This window comes from Myroides sp. A21 (genome assembly GCF_000807225.1).
Taxonomy (GTDB): Bacteria; Bacteroidota; Bacteroidia; order Flavobacteriales; family Flavobacteriaceae; genus Flavobacterium; species Flavobacterium odoratimimum.
On sequence record NZ_CP010327.1, the window covers coordinates 3,751,903 to 3,772,855 of the forward strand.

Below are 20,953 nucleotides of genomic sequence, written 5' to 3' on the forward strand. Positions count from 1 at the left end.
TGGGCTTATTTATTTATATCCTTAGAAGTAATTTATCCCACTCATTTTCTTCCTCTTCGATAAGACTACTAACAATCGCATTAACAGCATCAATTCTTTCTATTAAAGTGTCTATGATCTCTGCTTCTAATACACCTAGGGCCTTAGTCAACATTAAACAGGTATGCAATAGAGCACATTCCCTTCTCGTGCTCTCAAGTTGATCACTTAATATACAGTTTTCAAAGGTGGATAATTCTATACTCAAAGGAATCTTTAACACCCGCTCTCGGATATAAGCAATTAAATCTGCATGATTAGAACTCTGATCTACTACAGACTCCTTATACAGGTAAGTAACTAGGTCCATTGCCTTCTCCCAAGCTTCTAAGGCCTTTTCTGGTTTCTTTTTTAACCCGGATTACGAGATAGACATATAAACGAAAAGTAATTATACAAAATAGCTCTGAATTAGTGAGTAAAGCATACTATAGTATGGTTTTAGAACTAATGAAAGAGATATGAAGTAGAATTACTTTGTAGTATATGGCTAATGCGGAATCAGGGTTTAACATAATGAAAAAATTTTTAGTTCATTATATTACATCTAAAACAATACCAACTAAAGATAATTAAGATGAACAAATCGTTAGGAGAATATTATGATTGATTACTAAGCGCTTAATAATTAATAACAATAATCCGATTAATCACGAAGTCAAAAAAGGGAATAAACAGGTGTAAATAGAAGTAAAACGGAGTTCGATATTTATATCTAAACACAATGGGTATAATGACTTACAAAGTTTATGTGCTATAAATTTGCTCTCTTCTTTCCGAGTTGTTCCCAAAAAGTACGGTTTTAGGGAGGTCTTGAAAGCATTTCGGAAACAAGACTAAGCCATGACAGCAATCTGAAAACATTTAAAACAAGTTTTCACAAAACAAAATCATCCCAAATTATCTATGAAAATACCACTGATAAAAATCGGTATTAAAAGTATCAATCTTACAGTTCGGAATAATCTGTTTTAGCACTCCTTCTTGATGCTGTTTACGCAAGAAGCGGTTAAAGAGTACTGGATGAGGAAAGCGTTCTTTTAAAGTCTTATTTTTACGTATTTCATCGTATAAGTCGGTAGAACGCAACTCTACTTTAGTAGGTTGATCTGCAAAGTATTGATTCAATTGATCTCGGATAGTCACTAACAATTTAATATCACTAGGCATTCTAGTAAATACTGTTGGACGAGTATGACTTTGACTCTCTTCTGTTTCTTCCTCCTCGTCTTCGTGCTCATCCTCTATCTCATCTAAAGACTCATATACAGGCTCATAAACAATCTCTTCTTCGGGTTCCTCTATCGTATCTAATACCACCTCTATCTCTGCTACACGATGCTCATCTATCAAATCGTGTAACTTGTACTGTAACTCCTCTAGATAAGCTCTATACACCTCATCTATCAGTAAGTTGGGTTGTAATAGTATAGCAGCGCCTACATCTCTACACTCTACTAGTTGAGGATACTTTTTATAATTAGACACATAGTTAAAGGTTAATTTATGTCTCTCCATCTGAACTGCAAAGCGCATCCATAGATCAACATTCAATGGAGGCTCTCCATCTGCTTTTAACCAATCATTGTATTTCCAATTTAACACCCACCCTTTCTCAAAGGTATTCATCACATACTTAGAAGTTGCATAAATAGTCACCTCTGCTCCTTCTTTAATCTGCTCCAATCCCTTCACAATAGCCATAAGCGAAATACGAGATTGAGAGTTTTCTATAAACCCTTCTGCAAATGTTTTGCATTGATCACCTATACACAACATATTAGCATACGCCTTAGCGTCACTAGAGGTATCTATCTTTACGCGAGTATATAGGTCTATTTTATATTTCATATCTATTAAGGGTATTTGAGTACTTAAAGATAAGGACTTCTGAGTAAATCACAATAGAAAACCTCTTAGGAATTAAGAATATTCCCCCTTACATATTTATAACTTAAAAAGTGTTTTTCATATCAATATCTCAAAATGACAAAACAAAACTCTCATTTTCAAAACACAATACGCTAGGCTATAGCTATAAGGATAAAACATAAAACTGCTCTCTAAATAAATATAAAGTTGTTAATTTACAGTATGGTTTTGGTGGTATATAAAGTACTTATAAACTTAAAAAAAATGTTATGGCAGAGCATGGAAGTATCCTTATTTATCAGACAGAAGATGGCCTCGCTAAGATAGAGACCTGTTTAGAGAACGAAACAGTATGGCTAACTCAAGCCCAAATGGCAGAATTATTTCAAAAAGACAGAACTGTCATTACCAAACACATAAAAAATGTATTTGAAGAAGGAGAACTAGTAGAACAAACCAATGTGCAAAATTTGTACATTGCAAATTCAGACAAACCTGTCAAGTTTTAAAATCTAGATTTAATCATACCTGTAGGTTATAGGGTAAAAAGCATTCAAGAAACTAAGTTTAGACAATGGGCAACTAGATGACATCTCCAGAGTAGAAGAAGATTTTATAGAGTATATCTTAAAAACAGCGAAGACATTAGCCAATAATATGTAAATAAAACACCCAAAGCTTTTTGACTTTGGGTGTTTTGTTTATGTTATACTTAGATTTCTTCTTTGTTTTCTGAACTAATTGAGGCATTACTCTTCACATGTTGTAATAACCAATTATATACCTCCATGTGTCGATATAGATCTTCTACACTACCATGCGTACCTCCTTTGACTACTTGTAGTTCTACAGGCGCTTTTTTATCACACTTTTGGATTGCAGTCATTATCTTCTTAGACTCTTTTAGTGGTACGATAAAGTCTTTATCACCATGAATAAGCTTAATAGGGATATTAGTCACAGCACAGGCATCTCTTTCTTCTCCTCCTCCGCAGATAGCGATAGCAGCTGCTATACGATTAGGATATTTACCAGCATATTTCATCGTACCATATCCTCCTAAACTCATTCCAGTTACATAAATGCGACTCTCATCGATATTGTAATTTGCAATCATATAACTTACGATTTCGTCAACCTTATCCGCATTCCATGGCCCAGAAGGCAATTGAGGAGCTACTAAATAAGCGGGGATATCTAATCCCTTCTCTATTCCTTTTAACGCACCATATCTCTTTACCCTATCTATATTAGTTCCCGAAAGACTTCTCCCATGTAAAAAGATAATAAGAGGATTCTTTTCTTCTACGACTTTAGGTTCATTTAACCAAAATTGATAAGTCGTTTTATCCAAAATAGCTTTGGGTTGAGCAAAGGTCGTCAATGAGACCAGACAGATTAATACCGTAAGAAATTTCATAGTTTTTTTTGAAAGTAAATATACTTTTAATCTGTTAAATTCAAAACAAAAAAATCACTGTAAGCATTGAATTTACTGAGTTTCACCTTATGTAAAGTTAGATAACTAACATCTAAACACTTAGTATTTCCACAACATTAAACCAGCCTGATACCCTGCCCCTAATGTCCACATTAAAAAATAATCGCCTTCTTTTAGAGGTGTTCCTTCTTTCTGGTATTGATGTAAAGCTAAAAAAGGACTAGAAGCTCCTGAATAACCAAACTCTTTTGAATAAAAAGGTACTTTTTCTTCTGGTAAGTGATAATGTGATTTAATAATCTTAATGTTTTTTAGCGATAACTGAGAGAATAAGAATAAACTGATATCTTCTATTTTTAGATTGTTCTTTGCTAAAAAGACCTCTATTTTATCTAAAGCAAACTCCACACTTCCACTTCCATCAAATGATGTATCCCACATTGTTAATTCATCAGATAAAGAACAAGAATGTCCTTGGGGTGGATACAGAACAGTATCACAAAAACTACTATCTGTATGATACATGACGTCTATTAATCCAGATGTAGTAGTCTCTTTCTCTACTATAAATGCAAAAGCAGAATCTGAAAAACAAAAAGCTGTTACAGGGTTTTGGCTATCTAAAATACGAGATAACTGATCAGAACAAACTACTAAAGCATTTTTAGCTCTACTACTGCTATTGAGATAATGCGTCACTTGATCTAATGCTACAAAAGCCCCAATACAATTAGCGTTAATATCATAACACATTGTATTATTCTTTCCTTGCAAAGCTTGGTGTATAAAAATAGAGTCACAAGGTATCTGATGCTCTGGAGTACAAGTCACAAAGACAATAATATCTATTTCTTCTATTGAGATACCACTTTGTTTTAAAACTCCTTTTGCCGCCTAAATTCCCATAGAAACCGTAGTTTCATTTGACTCTTTAGCGACTACAAATCGATTATGTCTACCAAGTGCTTCTTGTATCTTTTTCATAGAGACACCTTGGCTTTCGAATTGTTTAATTACTTCCTCATTACATTCAATATTAGAGGGATGATAAAAATACGTGTGTTGCAATTTCATATTAAAATGTTTTTTGATTATTACTTTTTTTAACCATTTATAAAAGTATTACTTTTTATAAATAAAAAATAATAAATATGCAAAAAAACAACCATAAAGCACATTTAAATTGCAATAATTACAAATAATAAAAACATTAAATAGCAATAATATAAAATGTTTTAACTCATATTAATTAATTCTTTTTAACTAGTACACACATTTCGGTTATTAAAAATAATAGTATACTTTCAAAAATTATTATCTCCTCTAAGAATAAAAGCTTAATACTAGATAAGTACTAAGCTTTTATTTTTACTTTATTTTATATTCTAATTCTATTAATCACTTATAAAGCAAATTACGTGCTGAATCACCAGCGATCACTAATCCTCCTGCCATCATGATAATGTCCTTTAAGACTAGCCTTCCAGCACCTGATAAATAAGGAAATCCATAGTTAGGTGTAGGAAAATCACCTCCTAAATTAGGCACATATACTTCTGGGGTAGTAATTAGAAATGATAGTGTGACCAAAGACATTCCTAATGTTAATACCCCTCCTAAAAAACCGAGTCTAGGATACCATATCCCTAATAATACGAGTATCCCTATACTTACAATCACTGTACCTAGAATATACGAAAACACATAAGTACCATTCTGTTTATGCCAATCAATGTTCTTCTGCACTACTTTGCCCTCGGGATTTTTATGTTGAGTATATTCATATACTTCTTTGCCAGATTCATCTAATACTGTTTTTGTTGAATTCTGATAAAAAAAGCTCATAAAAGGACTATTCGTTACAAAAGGTACAATACCATCCGCTTCATATTGAAAAGCTTTTAGCCCTCCTATCCAAACCATGACAATACAGATAGATAAACGAAGAAAATGAATCGATTTCTCTTGTAAGCTACTAAATAATACTAAAATTTTTTTCATTGGTTTTATTTTATTTTTCAACAAAACTAGAAGGTTTAGCAGAGAGATAACATGGACTATTCCTTCTATTCCATAGACTTTTTTGCCACTACTGATATTCCTACTTGTTCTCTGAATATCTTAGGAGATACACCTACTTCTTTCTTAAAATAACGACTAAAATAAAACTCATCCTCAAATCCTAATATCTTAGCTATCTCTTTTACACTCTTATAAGTCAGATGAAGTTGTTTTTTTGCTTCCAAAATAAGGCGTTCCTGGATTAATTTAGAAGGTGTTTTTCCATAATGCTTTCTAACCTTTTTACTAAACACATCAACAGATAAATGATACTGCTCTGCATAAAATGCTACTGCTCTAGACTCCATAAAATGCTCTTCTAGCATCTCTTGAAAGCTAACTATATCTTCTAAGAACAGTCCTGAAGTCTTTTGTTTCTTATTGATCAACTGTTTCTCCTTACTACTCAGGGCTAATACCAATTGTAAATACGTCTTGAGAATCGGAATATCATAAGCAGACTGTTGGTGTTCTAATTGCTCTATTTTATCAAAAAGCTGAGTCAATTCTAGAAATAAAGATGACTGAATAGGAACATAAGGAGCGTCAAATAATGCGTTAAACAAGACCCCATTACATGCTACCTCCTCTTTGTGATATTCTATACAATAGAAGTCTCCATGAAACTGTATAGTCTTCATTGACTTAATTTCTACTTTTTCCCATGTCAACAACTGATAAGGAGATAAAAATAAAATATACTGTCCAGAGCAAGAGTATCTATTAAAATCTAAAGAAAAAGTAGCTTCACCATCTATAAGAATAGCAAAATAATAAGGCTTATTTATAGGAGATAACGCTCCTTCTAACTGCTGCGTGTTTACTTTTATAGAATAATGCATAATACTAAGCTTTCGTTAGTTCTAAATTAGTCATATTCATTTTTCATTTTATATGTCTAGTAAAGATAATAGGAAGAAAACGCTCTGAAAACATTTTATGATTCTTCTAAGAATAGATATAGCAGAAGACCTTCTTATAACTCCCCTACACAAACAGAAAAAGCCCAATATCTAACGATACTGAGCCCTTTCAACACACTTAATTTAAATCCTGATTCAATTATAAGCGAGCTCGCTATAATGATGAAGAATCTAAACCTTATAAAAAACTATACTATTTACTTTTCTCGATTTTGTATGTCTTTTGTGCGATATGCTCTCTACCAAACATATCTGTCACCTTCACTTCTACTTTATGCTCTCCTACCCCAATATTAAAAGGTAACTTAGCACTCCATAAATGAGATGATTTAATCGGGTGAGAAGGTTTCTTTCCAGTTAATAATTTTTCTGTCAAATCATACTTTTGAACTGCTGCATAGAAGCTTGGATCAAAACTCTCTTCTTTCTTCATCTCTTTCCACTCTCCTCCATCTATTCTATACTGTACTAGGTCTTTCTCTGTTCCCATAAAGACATTCGTATATACCTGATAGTTATTCGATTTCTTATCCGCAATAACCTTAGGCATAAACAATTCCATTTTATAATCATCTGATTCCCCAGACACTTTATAGTCTAACTCATACTGATTCCCCTTAACTATTAAAGTAGCATATCCTCTCGGGGTTCCATCTCTCATAGTAGAAGCAGGCACACCTAACTCGTTAAACTCGCCTGAGTACCAGTCGCCTGAAGTTGTCCCAACATTATACTCATGTAATGGTTTTATACCTGACCATCCTTGTTCTTTCGTATAGAACTGATGCATCTGATAGTGAGTATGTGCAGACAATAGTAAGATATTCTCATGCTCTTTAAGCAAATCCAATAACTGCTGTCTTGACTCTTGATCGAAGTGTTTTTCGTTTCCAACAAATAATGGAATATGAAAAGAAATTACCACTAACTTATCTTTAGGAACGAACTTCAGATTGTTCTTCACAAAGTCTAATTGATCTTGTCTAAAACCACCTAGGTACCCTTTCTTTTTAATTGGGTGAGGATATAGAATATCATCTAATACGATAAAGTGAGCATCCCCATAATTAAATGCATAATTAGCAGGTCCGAAGTTCTTCTCAAAGGTCTCATCAGAGTAGATATCCTCAGTTGCCTCATAGTTCATATCGTGATTTCCCATCACATTATACCATGGTAGCCCCACTTCTTTCATCACCTCTTTATAAGGCGTATGCAAGTCTAATTTATCTCCTACTAAATCACCTAGACTGATACCAAAAGAGATTCCTTCTGTCTTATTCTTTACCTCATCTACTACTGCTTTTTTAAAGTAATCTAGTTCCTCCAGACTATATGGCTGAGGGTCTCCAAAGATAAAAGCCTTAAAATCTGCTGACTCCTCTTGTGCAATCAATCCAAAGTTTACTTCTTTTGGCAATTTCCCTGTAGGAGCTACACCTTCATACTTGGTTCCTATTGGCGATCCTTTAGGTTTATGCGTTACATAAGAGGCAGGTAGATTATATTGGTCTAACACAGTAGCGTATTGACTTGGTTTAATCACAAAGATTTGATTATCCCCTGTTAAAGGCAGTTCATACAGTCCTTTATCATCAGTCTGTACGACCTCCACTCCATTAGATACCGCTACCCCAGCTAATACCTTTTCACTTCTGTCTTTTTTTCCGTTCTTATTAGCATCCTCGAATACATAGCCACGAACACTAGTCTGCCCAATGGCTAATGCTGCCGTAAATAAGAAGGCAACAGTAAAGAATCTTTTTTTCATTATATATGGTTTATGTTGTTACAAATAGAGCGTATTAAAGTATTTCGTTACGAAAAAGAATATTTAATGATTTGATAATATCCCCTTACTGTTCAGAATGTCACTTTTTTTCAATGCCCAAAATTAGTGATGTCTTCCTACACTAATCTTATGCTATTGTTAAGCTTATGTAACTTAATTAATTTAAAAATTACAATCTTCCGAATTTGACTACTATTATTTTAAAGAGTAGCCTTCTTTATAACATTAATTCTATCTTTAGATACTTAGTAGTTGTTGTTTTAACTCTTTTGAAAGAAATTTAAAATCCAGTTCCAATAATTCACTAATAAAGGGGCAAATATCTATCAAAGCCATTTGTTCGATCACCACTCCTTGTTTTATTCCTTTTCCAAAAGCAACAAATCCAGTTTGCATACTTTTATCGCTATTCAAAAATCCGTGTGCTCCACCTTCTTTATTTAACTTACTCAATACTTCTCCTTTAAGGCCTCCACCAAATGTTGTGTGATCTAAACCTGTTAAGGCTAACTCTGCCTCTGGATCTGCACCAAGCTTTTGTAGCTCTTCTTTTGATATCATGCGATAGCGGTTTCTAATTTCTTGTGGTTGTTTTTCTAATAAAGTTTTAACCTTTTCGATTGTTTTTACTTTATTCTTTCCTTGCACTCTCAAGAAAGCAGAACCTCCTTGGGTATGAAACATTGCTTTCCAGTCCATTGTTTTTGCGTCGTCTAACAGTCCTGCATCCTTTAACCAAATATTAGGTTGTAAACGGTGTGTGATTTTATCAAACCCATGATCTCCTGTAATAATTATTACATAGTTATCTTTCAGTTTTGAACGATCTAATGCCTCAATAATTGTTTTGATTGCACGATCAGCTCCAGCAACACTGGCACGTACCAAAGGACTATCCAAACCATCTTGGTGCTCATAGTGATCTGTACATGGAAAGTGAAGGGTTAATAGATTCGGTTGATACTGCTGAATCATATAACTTCCCATACGTGCAATATTCTCATCCATAATCAGCTCTTCTTCTGTCATTGCCCAATCTTTAGCTCTTAATGTTCCTGTTGCTTCATTTTGTATCTCGCGCCACAAACTATAAGGTGTAGTATATAAAGCTGTAATACTTCTTCTATCGTATCCGTTAGTAAGATCCCATATATCAGGAACATTATAATCGATAGGCGCATTGACTGTTACAGGCCAAATTACATTAGCAGAAGTCAGTTTTTTTTGCTTCACCACATCATATAGTGTTGGTATTTTAATTGCACTATAATCCCAATACCACTTTTGAGAGCCTGTAGCAGGGTCAAAAATATTGTTATATACTATTCCATGTTGAGCAGGAAGTTCTCCTGTAATAATGGTTGTGTGATCTGGATAAGTAACAGAAGGGAAGATAGGAGTAACTGCCTTAGCAGCTACTCCATTTTTCATTAACTCTCGTACTGTATGCATTCCCCATTGCTCTTCTAAATAGAAATCTGGTCTAAAACCATCGATTGTAATTAATACAATATGAGGTGTTTTTTCTTGAGCTATAGCGGTTGTATTTAAACCACAAAAAAGCCCTATCGCAATTAGTATTTTTTTCATATTAATCTATCGTAAAAGTTGCCATAACAGGCCAATGATCTGAAGGCCATATTGCGCCAAAACTTGTTCGTATTACTTTTCCTTCTATTAATTTGAAAGGAGAAGAATAAAAGATATAATCTAAAGTAGTTGAACCTGTTGGCCCCCATTTGTGAAATGTTTTTAATGATTCGTCTACAGCATTCAACAATTTTGGTTGCGTTGTTGTTTTTAAAACATTAATTTCTGTAGTATGAGGTTGTCCATTAAAATCTCCTATACAAATTACAGGGCGATTCTGGTAATTTTGTTCGATAATATTAACGACATCTTTAGCCATTTTTGTTCTATCTTCTGAAGAAACAGTTGTCCAATGACTATTCGTTACAAAATATTCTTTTTGCTTTTGCTTGTCAAATAACACCACCCATGCACCACTTCTATTCTCAGTATATTTCATTTGATAAGTAGCACTCCCTCTCAAATCAAAACGATCTTTTTTATAGAAGATCACTTTAGGTGATCCGTATGAATTAGCTTCGTCCATATAATACCCATAACCTTTGGCTGCCATCTGTTGTTGCATCCATGTTTCAAACCAATTATCAGAAAACTCTTGCAACCCAACAATGTCTGGCATTTCGTCTATAATCACTTGTAAGATATACTCCTTTCTACTCTCTAATGAATAGGGATCTGTAGCATCGTGATGACGAATATTAAAAGACATGACACTTACATTTCCTTTTGAAGGCTCAGGTACTTCTGGTGTTGTATTTCCTTCTGCAAATACTGTTACTCCATTGGCTCTCTCGATGTCTGTTAAAGAAGATTCTCCTGCACAATAACTTAGCTGTACAATAGTAGAATTTCTCAGTACCTTCCATTCCTTTCTATCTGTAGAACCACCTAACTTGATAAAATCTCCTACATCCGAACCTGGTTGACTAAACAAATGTACATTGGAACCTTGTCCAAAAAACGGTTGTGCTTTACCTTCTTTATTTTTTGTTGCATAACGGTCATTTTGTTCTGGCACACGATATCCCCAATTGTTAACCGAATCATATACTCCGTCTAATGAGGTACCATAAAAAACAGCGTCTAAAGGAATTGATTCTCCTGTAACTGTTGTTCCTTTGAACACTGCAACACCATCTGCTACATTCTGACCATCTTTCCCTAAATTCCCTAAGATTCCTCCATTAGGATCTCCAAAACCGTCTCCTGCTTCTAATTTATAGTCTTTTGTAGCAATCCAATTAGACGTACTGATATCTGTACTTTTTCCACAACTGCCATAACCTGAAAGTACCTTTGACTTTCCTCCTACATAAAAGAAGGTTCCCTTTTTTGCCTTTCCTGATACTAAATCAAACTTATAGGTTACATTTCCTCCTTGTGCCCATCCTCTATCTCCAACAATACCATTGTTTGCCATAACTACACTATAAGGTGTACGCTCAAAATCAATATCCTCTAAAGCCATTAACTGTACATACTCGTACCCTCCAATATGATTTACAACTACTTTACCTCCATCATAAGTAGAGGATGTGCCATTAGCTGCTGCATCTGTCCCTCGTGGATCGGCCTGTATTCCAGTAATTACAATAGGAGAATTTTGAAGAACAACATCCTTTGGAACAATATCTAATTTGATCTTGACTTCTTTGTCTTCATTCTTTATTTCTACCACTACTTCGTTGACTTGATTTTCGTAACTACTCTTTAACCTATAGCTTCCAGCAACCAAATCGCTAAACACAGCTGCTCCTGTTGTTGAAGATTCCTGTTTTTTTATCTCTTTCTGCTTTTCGTCATATAAAGTTACTTCTGCCTTAGCTAAAGGAGACTCTATCTTATTTACCACCAAGGCTGTTAGAGTAAACAACTTTGTAGGATCCTTCTTTGGGTTTTTATTTGTATAATCATCTTCATAATTACAAGAGATACAACAAAGTAATAAAACCACTACTTGAATTATTCTTATTATTTGACTTTTCATTTCTATTACAATTAAATTACCAACCTTGATTCTGACTTAATTTACTATTTAATACAATTGCGCTATATGGAATTGGGAATACATACTGATGGTTTTCATAGATACGTTTTAGATTGTCCATAATTATAAGTGTCCCAGAATCACCATTAGACAACTTATACTGGTTGTTATCAATAATATAGTAGTACACTCCTTTTTGTGGATTTGCAGGTACTTTTGTTACAAAAGAAACATCTGACTTACCATCCCCATTCATATCTAATGGTGTATTCATGGCTGGTACATACATTCCCTCATAGCTTTTGGTTAAAAGCCCTCCTAACTTCCAACGTCTTAAATCATCATATCTAAACCCTTCTAACACCAGCTCTATTCCTCTTTCTCTTCGAATTTCTAATAAATTTGCATCTGATATGTTTGGAAAAAACTCTTGTTTTAAATAAGCATCTGCGACTGTTGGTATACTACTATTGGTAATACCTGCTCTTTCTCTTAGCAACTTGATTGTTTTGTCCCAATCAGCACCTGTAAATTCTTCTAATTCGGCTTTTGCTTCAGCATAATTCAACAGAACCTCAGCATACCTAATTAAAGGCAGTGTATTATTATTTTCTGCTACTCCATCTGTAGCAGAAGAATCTAAGGTTAATTTTTTGGGTTGATAACCTGTATAAGTATAGGTGAAATCAGGAGCAGCAGCTTGTCCATCTCTTTTGTAATCTCCCATTCGAATGGTTTGTTCTAAACGTTGATCTCTGCCTTTTACTTCTTCCCAAAAAGGTATAGTTGCATGCCCAGCTTTATCTGTAAAGCGAGTGCCATCTATATTTAAATAGGTATTGATAAACGATTTAGTCAAATTAGAGCGATTCCCATACGTTGCACTGGTATAATACCAATTTGCATCATTAAAGATTCTATAAGCTGCACTTGCATTAGCCGCTAATATCACTTCAGAAGCTTCTACAGCTTCTTTATTAAATAAGTTTCGATAGCTTTGATTCCCTTGCGCTGTATTTAAGCGATAAGAAGATGTTTTCATTAATTCATCTGCGGCATTAGCAGCTTGTTTTAACCACTCTGATGAACTACCAACCAACCCTAAATCTGTATGATATTTTCGATACGTTCCTTCAAAAAGACATACTCGAGATTTAAAAGCTAATGCAACTTGTTTGGTAATTCGTGAAGCACTATTATCTTTTCCTCCTTCAATAGCACTAATTGCAAAATCTAAATCTTCTAAAACCTTTTGCATCACCAATTCTCTTGTATCTCTTGGTTTATACAAATCGGGATCATCTACTGTTAGTGTTTTGTCATACCAAGGCACATCGCCAAAACGCTTTACTTTATCAAAGTAAAACCACGCTCTGAAAAAGCGAGCCAATCCTTCGTAATGTGCTTTCCGTTTATCTATGATCTTAGCTCCTTTTGATTTTTCTAAAAAATAATTGATATTTCTCAAATCACTCCAACTCCAACCCCCACTATCATAGGCTGTATAAGTACCTGTTAAATAGTTATTGATTGTTCGACCAATAACATAATCAGACATATTATCTCCACGAACGACATCATTTCCGTTAGGTAATATTTTATAAAAAGAATTGCTATATAATTCTAAATCTTTTTCTGTTGTAAAAGCTACATCTGGTGAAAGTTTATCAAAGGGTAATTGATCCAAGTCGTTTGAACAAGAAGTTGTGATAAACAAACCTGCTAAAGCAGTTATTAATATTATTTTTTTCATTGTTTGCTTGTTTTAAAAAGTAATATCGATTCCTAAAGAGAATGTTTTTAACATCGGATAACGCATTCCATTACCAGCGTTTGGTGACAATTCTGGATCTGCTCCATCAATTACTTCAGGGTCCATTGTTTTTAAGACTCTAAACATGGGTGAATAGGTCCATAAGTTTTGTCCTGAAAAGAAAATTCTTAGACTCTCTATTTTATTCTTTTCTAACATCTGTTTGGGAAAGTTATATCCTATTGTTAAGTTCTTTAAGCGGATATAAGCTGCATTTTGGATATACTTGCTTTGTTGTACTTGTAGCTCTCCTCTATTGTTAAGAGCAACATACCCTCTCATCCTTGGAAAATAAGCATCTGGATTCTCTTCAGACCACATCATATCATTCATTTTTGTTGGATGCCAACTGTATGGTCTATTGTATGCACCCCAAAATAAAGAGTTGTCTGCTCCAGGCCAAAAATCGCGTTTACCTACACCTTGAAAAAAAGCAGATACGAAGAAATTATTCCACTCTAAATCAGTATTAAAACCGAAGTTAAAACGAGGTGCTGAATTTCCAATAATTTTTCTATCTCCAGGGTTATCTACTGTATTATCGCCTATATTAATTACTCCATCTCCATTTAAATCTGCAAATTTGATATCTCCAGGCATTAATATATTTGCTGCAGAAACACGGATATAGCTTTGATCTGCATGATTATTAATATCATTCTGATCAATAAAATAACCCGCATTTTCAAATCCCCATATTTCTCCTATCTTCATTCCTTTGTAATATGTATCTAATGAATTTGTTGGATTATTAAATTTTGTAATCTTAGACTGATTGTCTGAAAGAATAAATCGGAACTTATAAGTCAAAGGTTTATTAAAGTTGATTTTATCTCTCCAAGCAATCGACAACTCCCATCCTTTTGTTTCTAAATCAGCATAGTTTCCTTTAGGTTCTGTTGCTCCAAATACTTGTGGCAGAGGCGTACCTTGTGTATACATATCTGTTGTAACTCGTTTGTACCAATCAAAAGAGGTTGTTAATCGTCGGTTAAACCATTCTGTATCAAAACCAATATTGAATGTAGTAGCCTTCTCCCATGTTAATCCATTAGGAATTACATTTGGTTTATTGGTATACAATGGATTTTTTCCGTTTAATAAAACATTTAATTGATTAACAGACATCGTTTCTAAATACTGATAAGGAGAGATATTTCCATTTCCTAATGAACCATAAGAAGCTCTGAATTTCAACTCAGGTAAAATATCTGCTAAACGACTGTTTTGCCAAAAGTTCTCTTGTGATAAACGATACCCTACAGAAGTTGATGGAAAGAACCCCCACTGTTGATTCTGTGGGAATTTTGAAGAACCATCATATCTCCCGTTTACTTCTATAAAATACTTTTCTCTGAAATTATAGTTCAATCGAAAGAAAGCCCCTAAAGTCGCCCATTGATATCCTCCTCCTTTTAAAACAATATTCTCTCCAGTTGCTAAACCAAAATCAGGTAATAAAGAATTCGTTAACTCATTGCGTTCTAAAGTGCGCTTGTCTAAACGCAATTTTTCGTAATTATATCCTACTAATCCTTTCAAATAGTGACTACCGAATTGCTTTTTATATTCTGCATAAAGATTCATCCCCTTATAAGTCGTTTTCTCTTGCAACTCTTCTAACTTATTCTCTCCTCTTTCAAGTAACTCTCCTGGTTTGGTACTATATGGCACTGGAGTATATTGTTTCGTTTCTACTTCATTTAAATTCCTAAAAGTAAAATCTCCATATAACTTCAAATCATCTTTAATTACGTCAGCAACAAAACTTGTTGTATTTCTCAATTGTTGTCTGTTTGTATCTGAATAATTTCCTCCTGAAACAAAACTACCAAATACAATTGCCGCATTGTGTGTTAAGGTTCCATCAGGATTAAACATCATCGCTACAGGGAAGGCCTCGTCTGATATTCTACGCCAAACTGGTGTATCTGAAGGGTGATTTAAGATTGGAAAGAAATAATCCATTTCAGCATATTCAAAGTTATTTTCTAACTTTAACCAACTTGTTGCTTGTAAAGACCCTTTTCCTCTTAAATTATACATATTAAATTTATCGGGGTTATATCTAAAAATACCGTCTTGAGAATTTATTCTACCTGATAAGTAATAGCTTGCTTTTTCCCCTCCACCACTAGCACTTAAATTATACTCTTGTGCTGTAATCATATCTGCATACAACTCTTTCATCCAGTCTGTATTTCCATAGTACACATATTTTCCAGTTACAGGATCAATATCTACTTTACTCAAACTTGGGTTTTCGTCATGTTCCTTTAGTTGTTGCAAATATTCCATAGAAAAAGGAAATACGCTATTTGCTTTAGACGGATGCATTTTGTAATCATTCCAAGAATAATAAGCGTCGTCAAATTGTTTCGCCCATTGGTATCCATTAGTCACTAAATCAGGTTTAACTGTATGATCTAAAACCGAAAAAGAGGTAGAAAAGTTAATCTTTGACTTTTCATTTTCAGATGCTTTAGTGGTAATTAGAACTACTCCAAAACTTCCTCTTGCTCCATAAATAGCTGCAGAAGCAGCATCTTTAAGAACAGATACACTTTCTATATCATTGGGATTTAATAAAGAAGGATCACCAGGTACTCCATCTATTAATACCAAAGCATTCCCTCCTCCTCCAATTGAAGTTGTACCACGCACATTAAATGTTGCACTTCTGGTAGGTTTTCCATCTCCTATGATAAGGTTTAGGTTTCCTATTTCTCCTTGTAATGCTTTAGCTACATTAGAAACAGGGCGATCTTTAAACACCTCTGCTCCTACTTGATCTACAGCTCCTGTAACATTTACTCGTTTTTGCTTTCCATATCCCACCACTACTACTTCATCTAAATTAGTTTGGTCTTCTACTAAAGCTACTTTTAAATTAGTAGCTGCTATTACTTCAACTGTTTTATATCCAATAAAAGAAATTTGTACTCTATCTTTTCCCACTACAGCATCCAAAGCAAAATTTCCGTCCAAATCTGTACTTACACCTTTGTCCGTTCCCTTTAATATAACTGTAGCTCCTGGGACCCCCAATCCTTGTTCGTCCATTACAATTCCTTTTATCTTTTGTGTTTTTACTTCTCCTAATTTTACAGAGATAGTTGAACCTGTAATTTGATAAGTAATTCCATATTGTTTAGACATATAATCTAAAATACCTTTTATGTCTTTAGCGTCAATATGCATATCCACTTTTTTGGTCAAAGCAGTTACTTTATCACTATAAATTAAAGTGTAATTTGATTGTTTTTTAATGGCGTTAAAAACATCTGTAATAGAAGCTTGATTCAACTGAATTGAAATCGGTGTCGCTGCTTTTTGTTGTGCATAAGTGTTTTCTGCACTTAATAAGTGTAAAAAAAGCAAAGCAGTAGCTAATGGAGTATATAATTTCTTACCTCCTTTGAATAATTTGAGATACATAATTGTTATCTTTGTTTTTTAGTTAATTGTTCTGCTGGATAATTAATTATCACTTCTAAACCTGTTCATCGCTGCCACTTTGTACAGGTTTTTTCTTTGTAGTTAATTGTAGTTGTGTTATTTCATTTCATAATATTGTGGTTAGACATAAACTATTTGAGGTGTACTATAATCTTCCCATCACTTTGCTTCTTATATTGAAGACCGTATATAAATTGCAAACTTTGAAGGATGTCTTCAATTTTATCGCTTGTAAAATCGCCACTAATTGTTGAAGTTGGTAAATTAGTTGATGCTAACTGCAAATGCGTATTGAAACGCCTATTCAATACTGTAATTACTTCTTGGATCCCCATTTGGTTAAATTTGACTTCTCCTTTATACCATTGATTAAACTGCTGTTCTTGTATAGTCGCTTTCTGTAATGAACTTACTGCATCTGTCCAAGTCACTTGTTCATCTTTTGCCAAAATAACCTGTTGCTTAGTTTGTTTGTCTTCTACTTTTACTTTTCCTTCATAAACACTTACTTGTACTGTTTCGTTAGGACTATCGTTTACATTAAACTTTGTTCCTAATACTTGTGTTCTTAATTTAGGGCTAACAACCAAAAACGGAGTATCTCTTGAAGTGTGTTTTACTTCAAAAAAAGCTTCTCCTACTAATTGTACTTCACGAGAATTTCCGTTAAATGTTTTAGGGTAGATTAATTTACTATTTGAATTTAAGTGTACATAGGTAGAGTCACTTAAATAAAACTGAAGCTGTTGTCCTTTAACTGCAAATTGCTCCACATATTCTATTTCTTTTGTTGAAGGGAAAAGAAAATAATAAGATAATGATAAAACAATTGCTACTGCTGCTGCTATCTTATAGTACATTGCAAAAGACGTTTTTGGGACTGGTTTAATTTGAAGGTTTATTCTTCTTTTCATCCTTTCGCCAACAGCTGTACTTACATCTTTTGGAAGCACACCTTCCATTTGCATGCGATCAAAATACTGATTAACTAAAGATTCTTCTTCTTTATTACTATTTCCTTCTGCGTATTTTGACAATATTCTTTTAAACTGTTTTATCATTCTTAGTATGCTTTATACTATGATGTTCTTCTATTTTAAAAAACACCTATGTATCAAACCATACTTAACGATTAGATAATACAGCTAAACTTTACTTAACACATAATACTTAACAATACAGAAAAATGCATATCTGTAATATATCTTGTATTTCCTCGCAACAGTTTTAAAGCCTTGTTCACTTGATTCTCTACTGTACTTTCAGAGATATTTAGACGAGAGGCAATCTCTTTATAAGACAATTGCTCATAAAAACGCATTTTAAAAATAGTTAAGCATTTATCTGGTAGAAGTGAGATTGCAGTTTGATTAATTTCGTTCAATAATTGTTGTTTTACTTCTTCAAACTGTATCTCGTCAAGATCTGGAACTAAAGAAGCTATATTCTCTATTTGTACTTGATTGAAGTTTCTATTACTCAATGCTTTTGCACACTGATTTCGAACAGCTTGAAAAAAATAAGCCCTTGGTAGTTCTACATTAATGGTATTCATGCGGCTCCAATAATCAATAAAAACCTCTTGTACAATATCTTCTGCTATAACTTTATCCCTTGTTACGTTAAGAGCAAAAGCATATAACTCAGACCAATGCTTTTCATATAAAGCATCAAACATTTTCTCTTTACTTATCATTATATGTTGTTACTTTTAGTAGGTTTTCGTGTAGGATCAAATGTAATATTATAGCCTGTCTTCAATTTTATTAAATCGTTAAGATTACCACCTACTATTTATTTCATTTTTACTCGCTAAGTTTAATTAACAAACAATTCCTATTTCTTATTATTATAACATAATTATCACATTTACTTATTAATATTTTTAATTATTTATCCAGACTCTTACTTTCTTGAAATGAAGTCATCTTGATTTTTTAGTTTTATAAAACTTTTTCAGTCCTAAAGCAATGAAGTTCCACGCCATCCAACTAGAAAGTATGGTGTCGAACCTATTGAATAAAGAACGAAGGCTATATAACCAATAATTCGTTCTTTCAAAGGAATTCTAGCACTTTTATTGCCCAAAATGCCCATTTCAGGAGGAAATGTGCAAGAATACAGCAAGTAATCTCCTAGTAGACCAACATATAATAATCTCTATAAGAAGACGTCGCATAAAACGTAACAACTCCTATCTTATAGTTATTTCTTTACACTTCCTTAACCATACACTAACTTATATTCTCACTTAAACTCTCTCTCTTTTATCAGTATATCAATACTATACCTTGTAAAACACACACAATATATCCTTACAAAAACACTACTTTTTAGAAATAATGTCCTTATTACATAAAAAAGCTTAATGCTTTAGTAAAGTTAGAGAAAGAACATTACTCTTATTATAAGATAATTTTGGTCTCAAAATAATATAATAATGACTAATAAAGATAGATTCGTAAACAACTTGTATACGTCTTATTGGGAGTCTCTGTATATCTATGCTAATAACCTAACTCAAAATACTGCACAGACAGAAGATATCATTCAAGAAGTATTTATTGATCTTTGGAAGAGATTTGATATCTTACATATTGAGAATTTTAAAGCCTATCTTTATACAGCTGTTAAATATAAATGTCTAGAATATTTGCGCAATAGAAAATTTACTTCTGTAGAACTAGAGACTGCTTATGAGGCATTATCAGAATTTGAATTACTTACTGTAGAGGAACAAGAACAATTTAAACTTTACCTACTAGAACAAGTCAAATTAAAAGCTGCAGAAATATTACCAGAAAAATGTTTAGAAATTTTTCAGTTGAGATATTACAGTCTGAAGTCTTATTCTGAAATTGCTCAACTCCTAAACTTGTCAGAAAACACAGTTAAAAACCAATTAAACAAAGCATTATCCTTATTAAGAGCTAATCTTTCTTATTCTATAGAAGCCTTTTTCTTCTTTCTTTTATTCGTTAAGTAATTGTTACCCTATATTAAGTAATCATTAAATCCAGTTTTTCGCATAGTACCATTTATAGAATAGCACACTTTATAGATATAAACACTATTCATGGAAAACAAGATTAGAAATATTATAGATCAATATTTAAAGAAAAACTCATCTGATCAAGAAAATCAATTTTTAACTTCTTGGTTAGAAAGATTACAACAAATAGGTACATCTACCATCGCAGACAAAGAAACTGTTGAAAACAGATTACGCAATAAAATAGTAGTTAGTCAGAAAGCACATACTCGACGCATGCGCTTTAGACGCACTGCTACCTGGACTGCTTGTCTTACAATACCTTTGTTAAGTGGTGTTCTTTTATGGAATCAATATAATTCTTCTACTAATCTATATTATGCAGAAAAGACTACAAGTATCACTTTAGATGACAATACTATTATTATTCTAGAACCTGGTACTACATTAGAAATTAACGATGAATACAATACCTCTAATCGTTCAGTAGAACTAAAAGGTACTGCCTTATTTAAAGTAGCCAAAAACAGAGATCTTCCTTTCTTAGTCAAGTCTGATCACCTTAACACTACAGTTCTAGGAACAACATTTACAGTGAGTGATAAGGCTGCTAATGACCATAAGGTTCGCGTAATAGAAGGAATAGTATCAGTAGAAAACCCTAAAGATTCTTCGTTAAGAATATTACACGCTAATGATAGTTTGGTATGGCATAATGATAGACTAGCTCATAATACTTTACTCGCTCAGACTTCATACTTTGACTTTAATAATATCCCTTTAGATAAAGCTATCAATCAGTTGGAAGAATACTACCGTATCCACATCCACATTGATCATCGTGTTAACACCCAAGCCATCTTGCATGGACGATATCCAAAACATGAGTTGTATGCTATTCTGAGAAGTATCTGCTTCTTAGAAGACCTTACCTATAAAAAACAAGATAAAGAGATCTCAATTTTTAAAAAATAACTAAACATT

14 protein-coding genes and 3 pseudogenes are annotated in these 20,953 nt (G+C 33.3%); 4 read left to right on the forward strand and 13 right to left on the reverse strand.

The annotated features are described in order from the left end of the window. Positions 1–13: 13 nt before the first annotated feature. Both MYRA21_RS16735 and MYRA21_RS16740 read right to left on the reverse strand, forming a co-directional pair. Positions 14–361 (reverse strand): annotated as a pseudogene (locus tag MYRA21_RS16735) (hypothetical protein); the annotation flags it as partial. Positions 362–939: 578 nt separating this feature from the next. Next, entirely contained in the window at positions 940–1,890 is a 951-nt protein-coding gene (locus MYRA21_RS16740; protein ID WP_006263985.1) for an RNase H family protein, read from the reverse strand. Between the two features lie 290 nt (positions 1,891–2,180). Here MYRA21_RS16740 and MYRA21_RS16745 point away from each other — a divergent pair, with 290 nt between their 5' ends. Beyond that, entirely contained in the window at positions 2,181–2,420 is a 240-nt protein-coding gene (locus tag MYRA21_RS16745; protein ID WP_039329965.1) for a death-on-curing protein, read from the forward strand. A gap of 9 nt (positions 2,421–2,429) precedes the next feature. Further along, positions 2,430–2,501, forward strand: a pseudogene (locus tag MYRA21_RS19490) (virulence protein); the annotation flags it as partial. A gap of 122 nt (positions 2,502–2,623) precedes the next feature. Here MYRA21_RS19490 and MYRA21_RS16750 read toward each other — a convergent pair. The 11 genes and pseudogenes from MYRA21_RS16750 to MYRA21_RS16800 form a co-directional block, all read right to left on the reverse strand. Beyond that, positions 2,624–3,331 (reverse strand): prolyl oligopeptidase family serine peptidase, encoded by a 708-nt coding sequence (locus MYRA21_RS16750; RefSeq protein ID WP_006263987.1) that lies wholly within the window; start codon positions 3,329–3,331, stop codon positions 2,624–2,626. Between the two features lie 120 nt (positions 3,332–3,451). After that, positions 3,452–4,426: pseudogene (locus MYRA21_RS16755) on the reverse strand (3-oxoacyl-[acyl-carrier-protein] synthase III C-terminal domain-containing protein). A gap of 324 nt (positions 4,427–4,750) precedes the next feature. Then, on the reverse strand, positions 4,751–5,353 hold the full coding sequence (gene rclC, locus MYRA21_RS16760; RefSeq protein WP_039329967.1) for a reactive chlorine resistance membrane protein RclC: 603 nt from the start codon (positions 5,351–5,353) through the stop codon (positions 4,751–4,753). Positions 5,354–5,418: 65 nt separating this feature from the next. Then, complete coding sequence (locus MYRA21_RS16765; protein WP_006261486.1) at positions 5,419–6,255, reverse strand: AraC family transcriptional regulator; 837 nt, start codon at positions 6,253–6,255, stop codon at positions 5,419–5,421. A 274-nt stretch (positions 6,256–6,529) separates the two neighbouring features. Further along, positions 6,530–8,107, reverse strand: coding sequence for a calcineurin-like phosphoesterase family protein (locus MYRA21_RS16770; protein ID WP_039329969.1), 1,578 nt, complete (start codon positions 8,105–8,107; stop codon positions 6,530–6,532). A gap of 258 nt (positions 8,108–8,365) precedes the next feature. Beyond that, a complete protein-coding gene (locus MYRA21_RS16775) occupies positions 8,366–9,718 on the reverse strand; it encodes an alkaline phosphatase family protein (protein ID WP_039329971.1) in 1,353 nt (450 codons plus the stop codon). 1 nt (position 9,719) lies between these two features. Then, positions 9,720–11,705 (reverse strand): endonuclease/exonuclease/phosphatase family protein, encoded by a 1,986-nt coding sequence (locus MYRA21_RS16780; RefSeq protein ID WP_039329973.1) that lies wholly within the window; start codon positions 11,703–11,705, stop codon positions 9,720–9,722. Between the two features lie 16 nt (positions 11,706–11,721). After that, on the reverse strand, positions 11,722–13,458 hold the full coding sequence (locus MYRA21_RS16785; protein ID WP_006263994.1) for a RagB/SusD family nutrient uptake outer membrane protein: 1,737 nt from the start codon (positions 13,456–13,458) through the stop codon (positions 11,722–11,724). 12 nt (positions 13,459–13,470) lie between these two features. Then, positions 13,471–16,956 carry a TonB-dependent receptor gene (locus MYRA21_RS16790; protein ID WP_006258189.1) on the reverse strand — a complete coding sequence of 1,162 codons (3,486 nt, stop codon included), beginning with the start codon at positions 16,954–16,956 and terminating at the stop codon, positions 13,471–13,473. Positions 16,957–17,108: 152 nt separating this feature from the next. Then, positions 17,109–18,038, reverse strand: a complete 930-nt coding sequence (locus MYRA21_RS16795; protein ID WP_006258190.1) for a FecR family protein — start codon at positions 18,036–18,038, stop codon at positions 17,109–17,111. A gap of 95 nt (positions 18,039–18,133) precedes the next feature. Further along, a complete protein-coding gene (locus MYRA21_RS16800) occupies positions 18,134–18,673 on the reverse strand; it encodes an RNA polymerase sigma factor (protein WP_006258191.1) in 540 nt (179 codons plus the stop codon). 744 nt (positions 18,674–19,417) lie between these two features. Between MYRA21_RS16800 and MYRA21_RS16805 the strand changes: the two genes are divergently transcribed. Together MYRA21_RS16805 and MYRA21_RS16810 are read left to right on the forward strand one after the other, a co-directional pair. Beyond that, positions 19,418–19,963 carry a sigma-70 family RNA polymerase sigma factor gene (locus MYRA21_RS16805; protein ID WP_039329976.1) on the forward strand — a complete coding sequence of 182 codons (546 nt, stop codon included), beginning with the start codon at positions 19,418–19,420 and terminating at the stop codon, positions 19,961–19,963. A gap of 90 nt (positions 19,964–20,053) precedes the next feature. Further along, positions 20,054–20,944, forward strand: a complete 891-nt coding sequence (locus MYRA21_RS16810) for a FecR family protein (protein ID WP_039329977.1) — start codon at positions 20,054–20,056, stop codon at positions 20,942–20,944. The last annotated feature ends 9 nt before the right edge of the window (positions 20,945–20,953 follow it).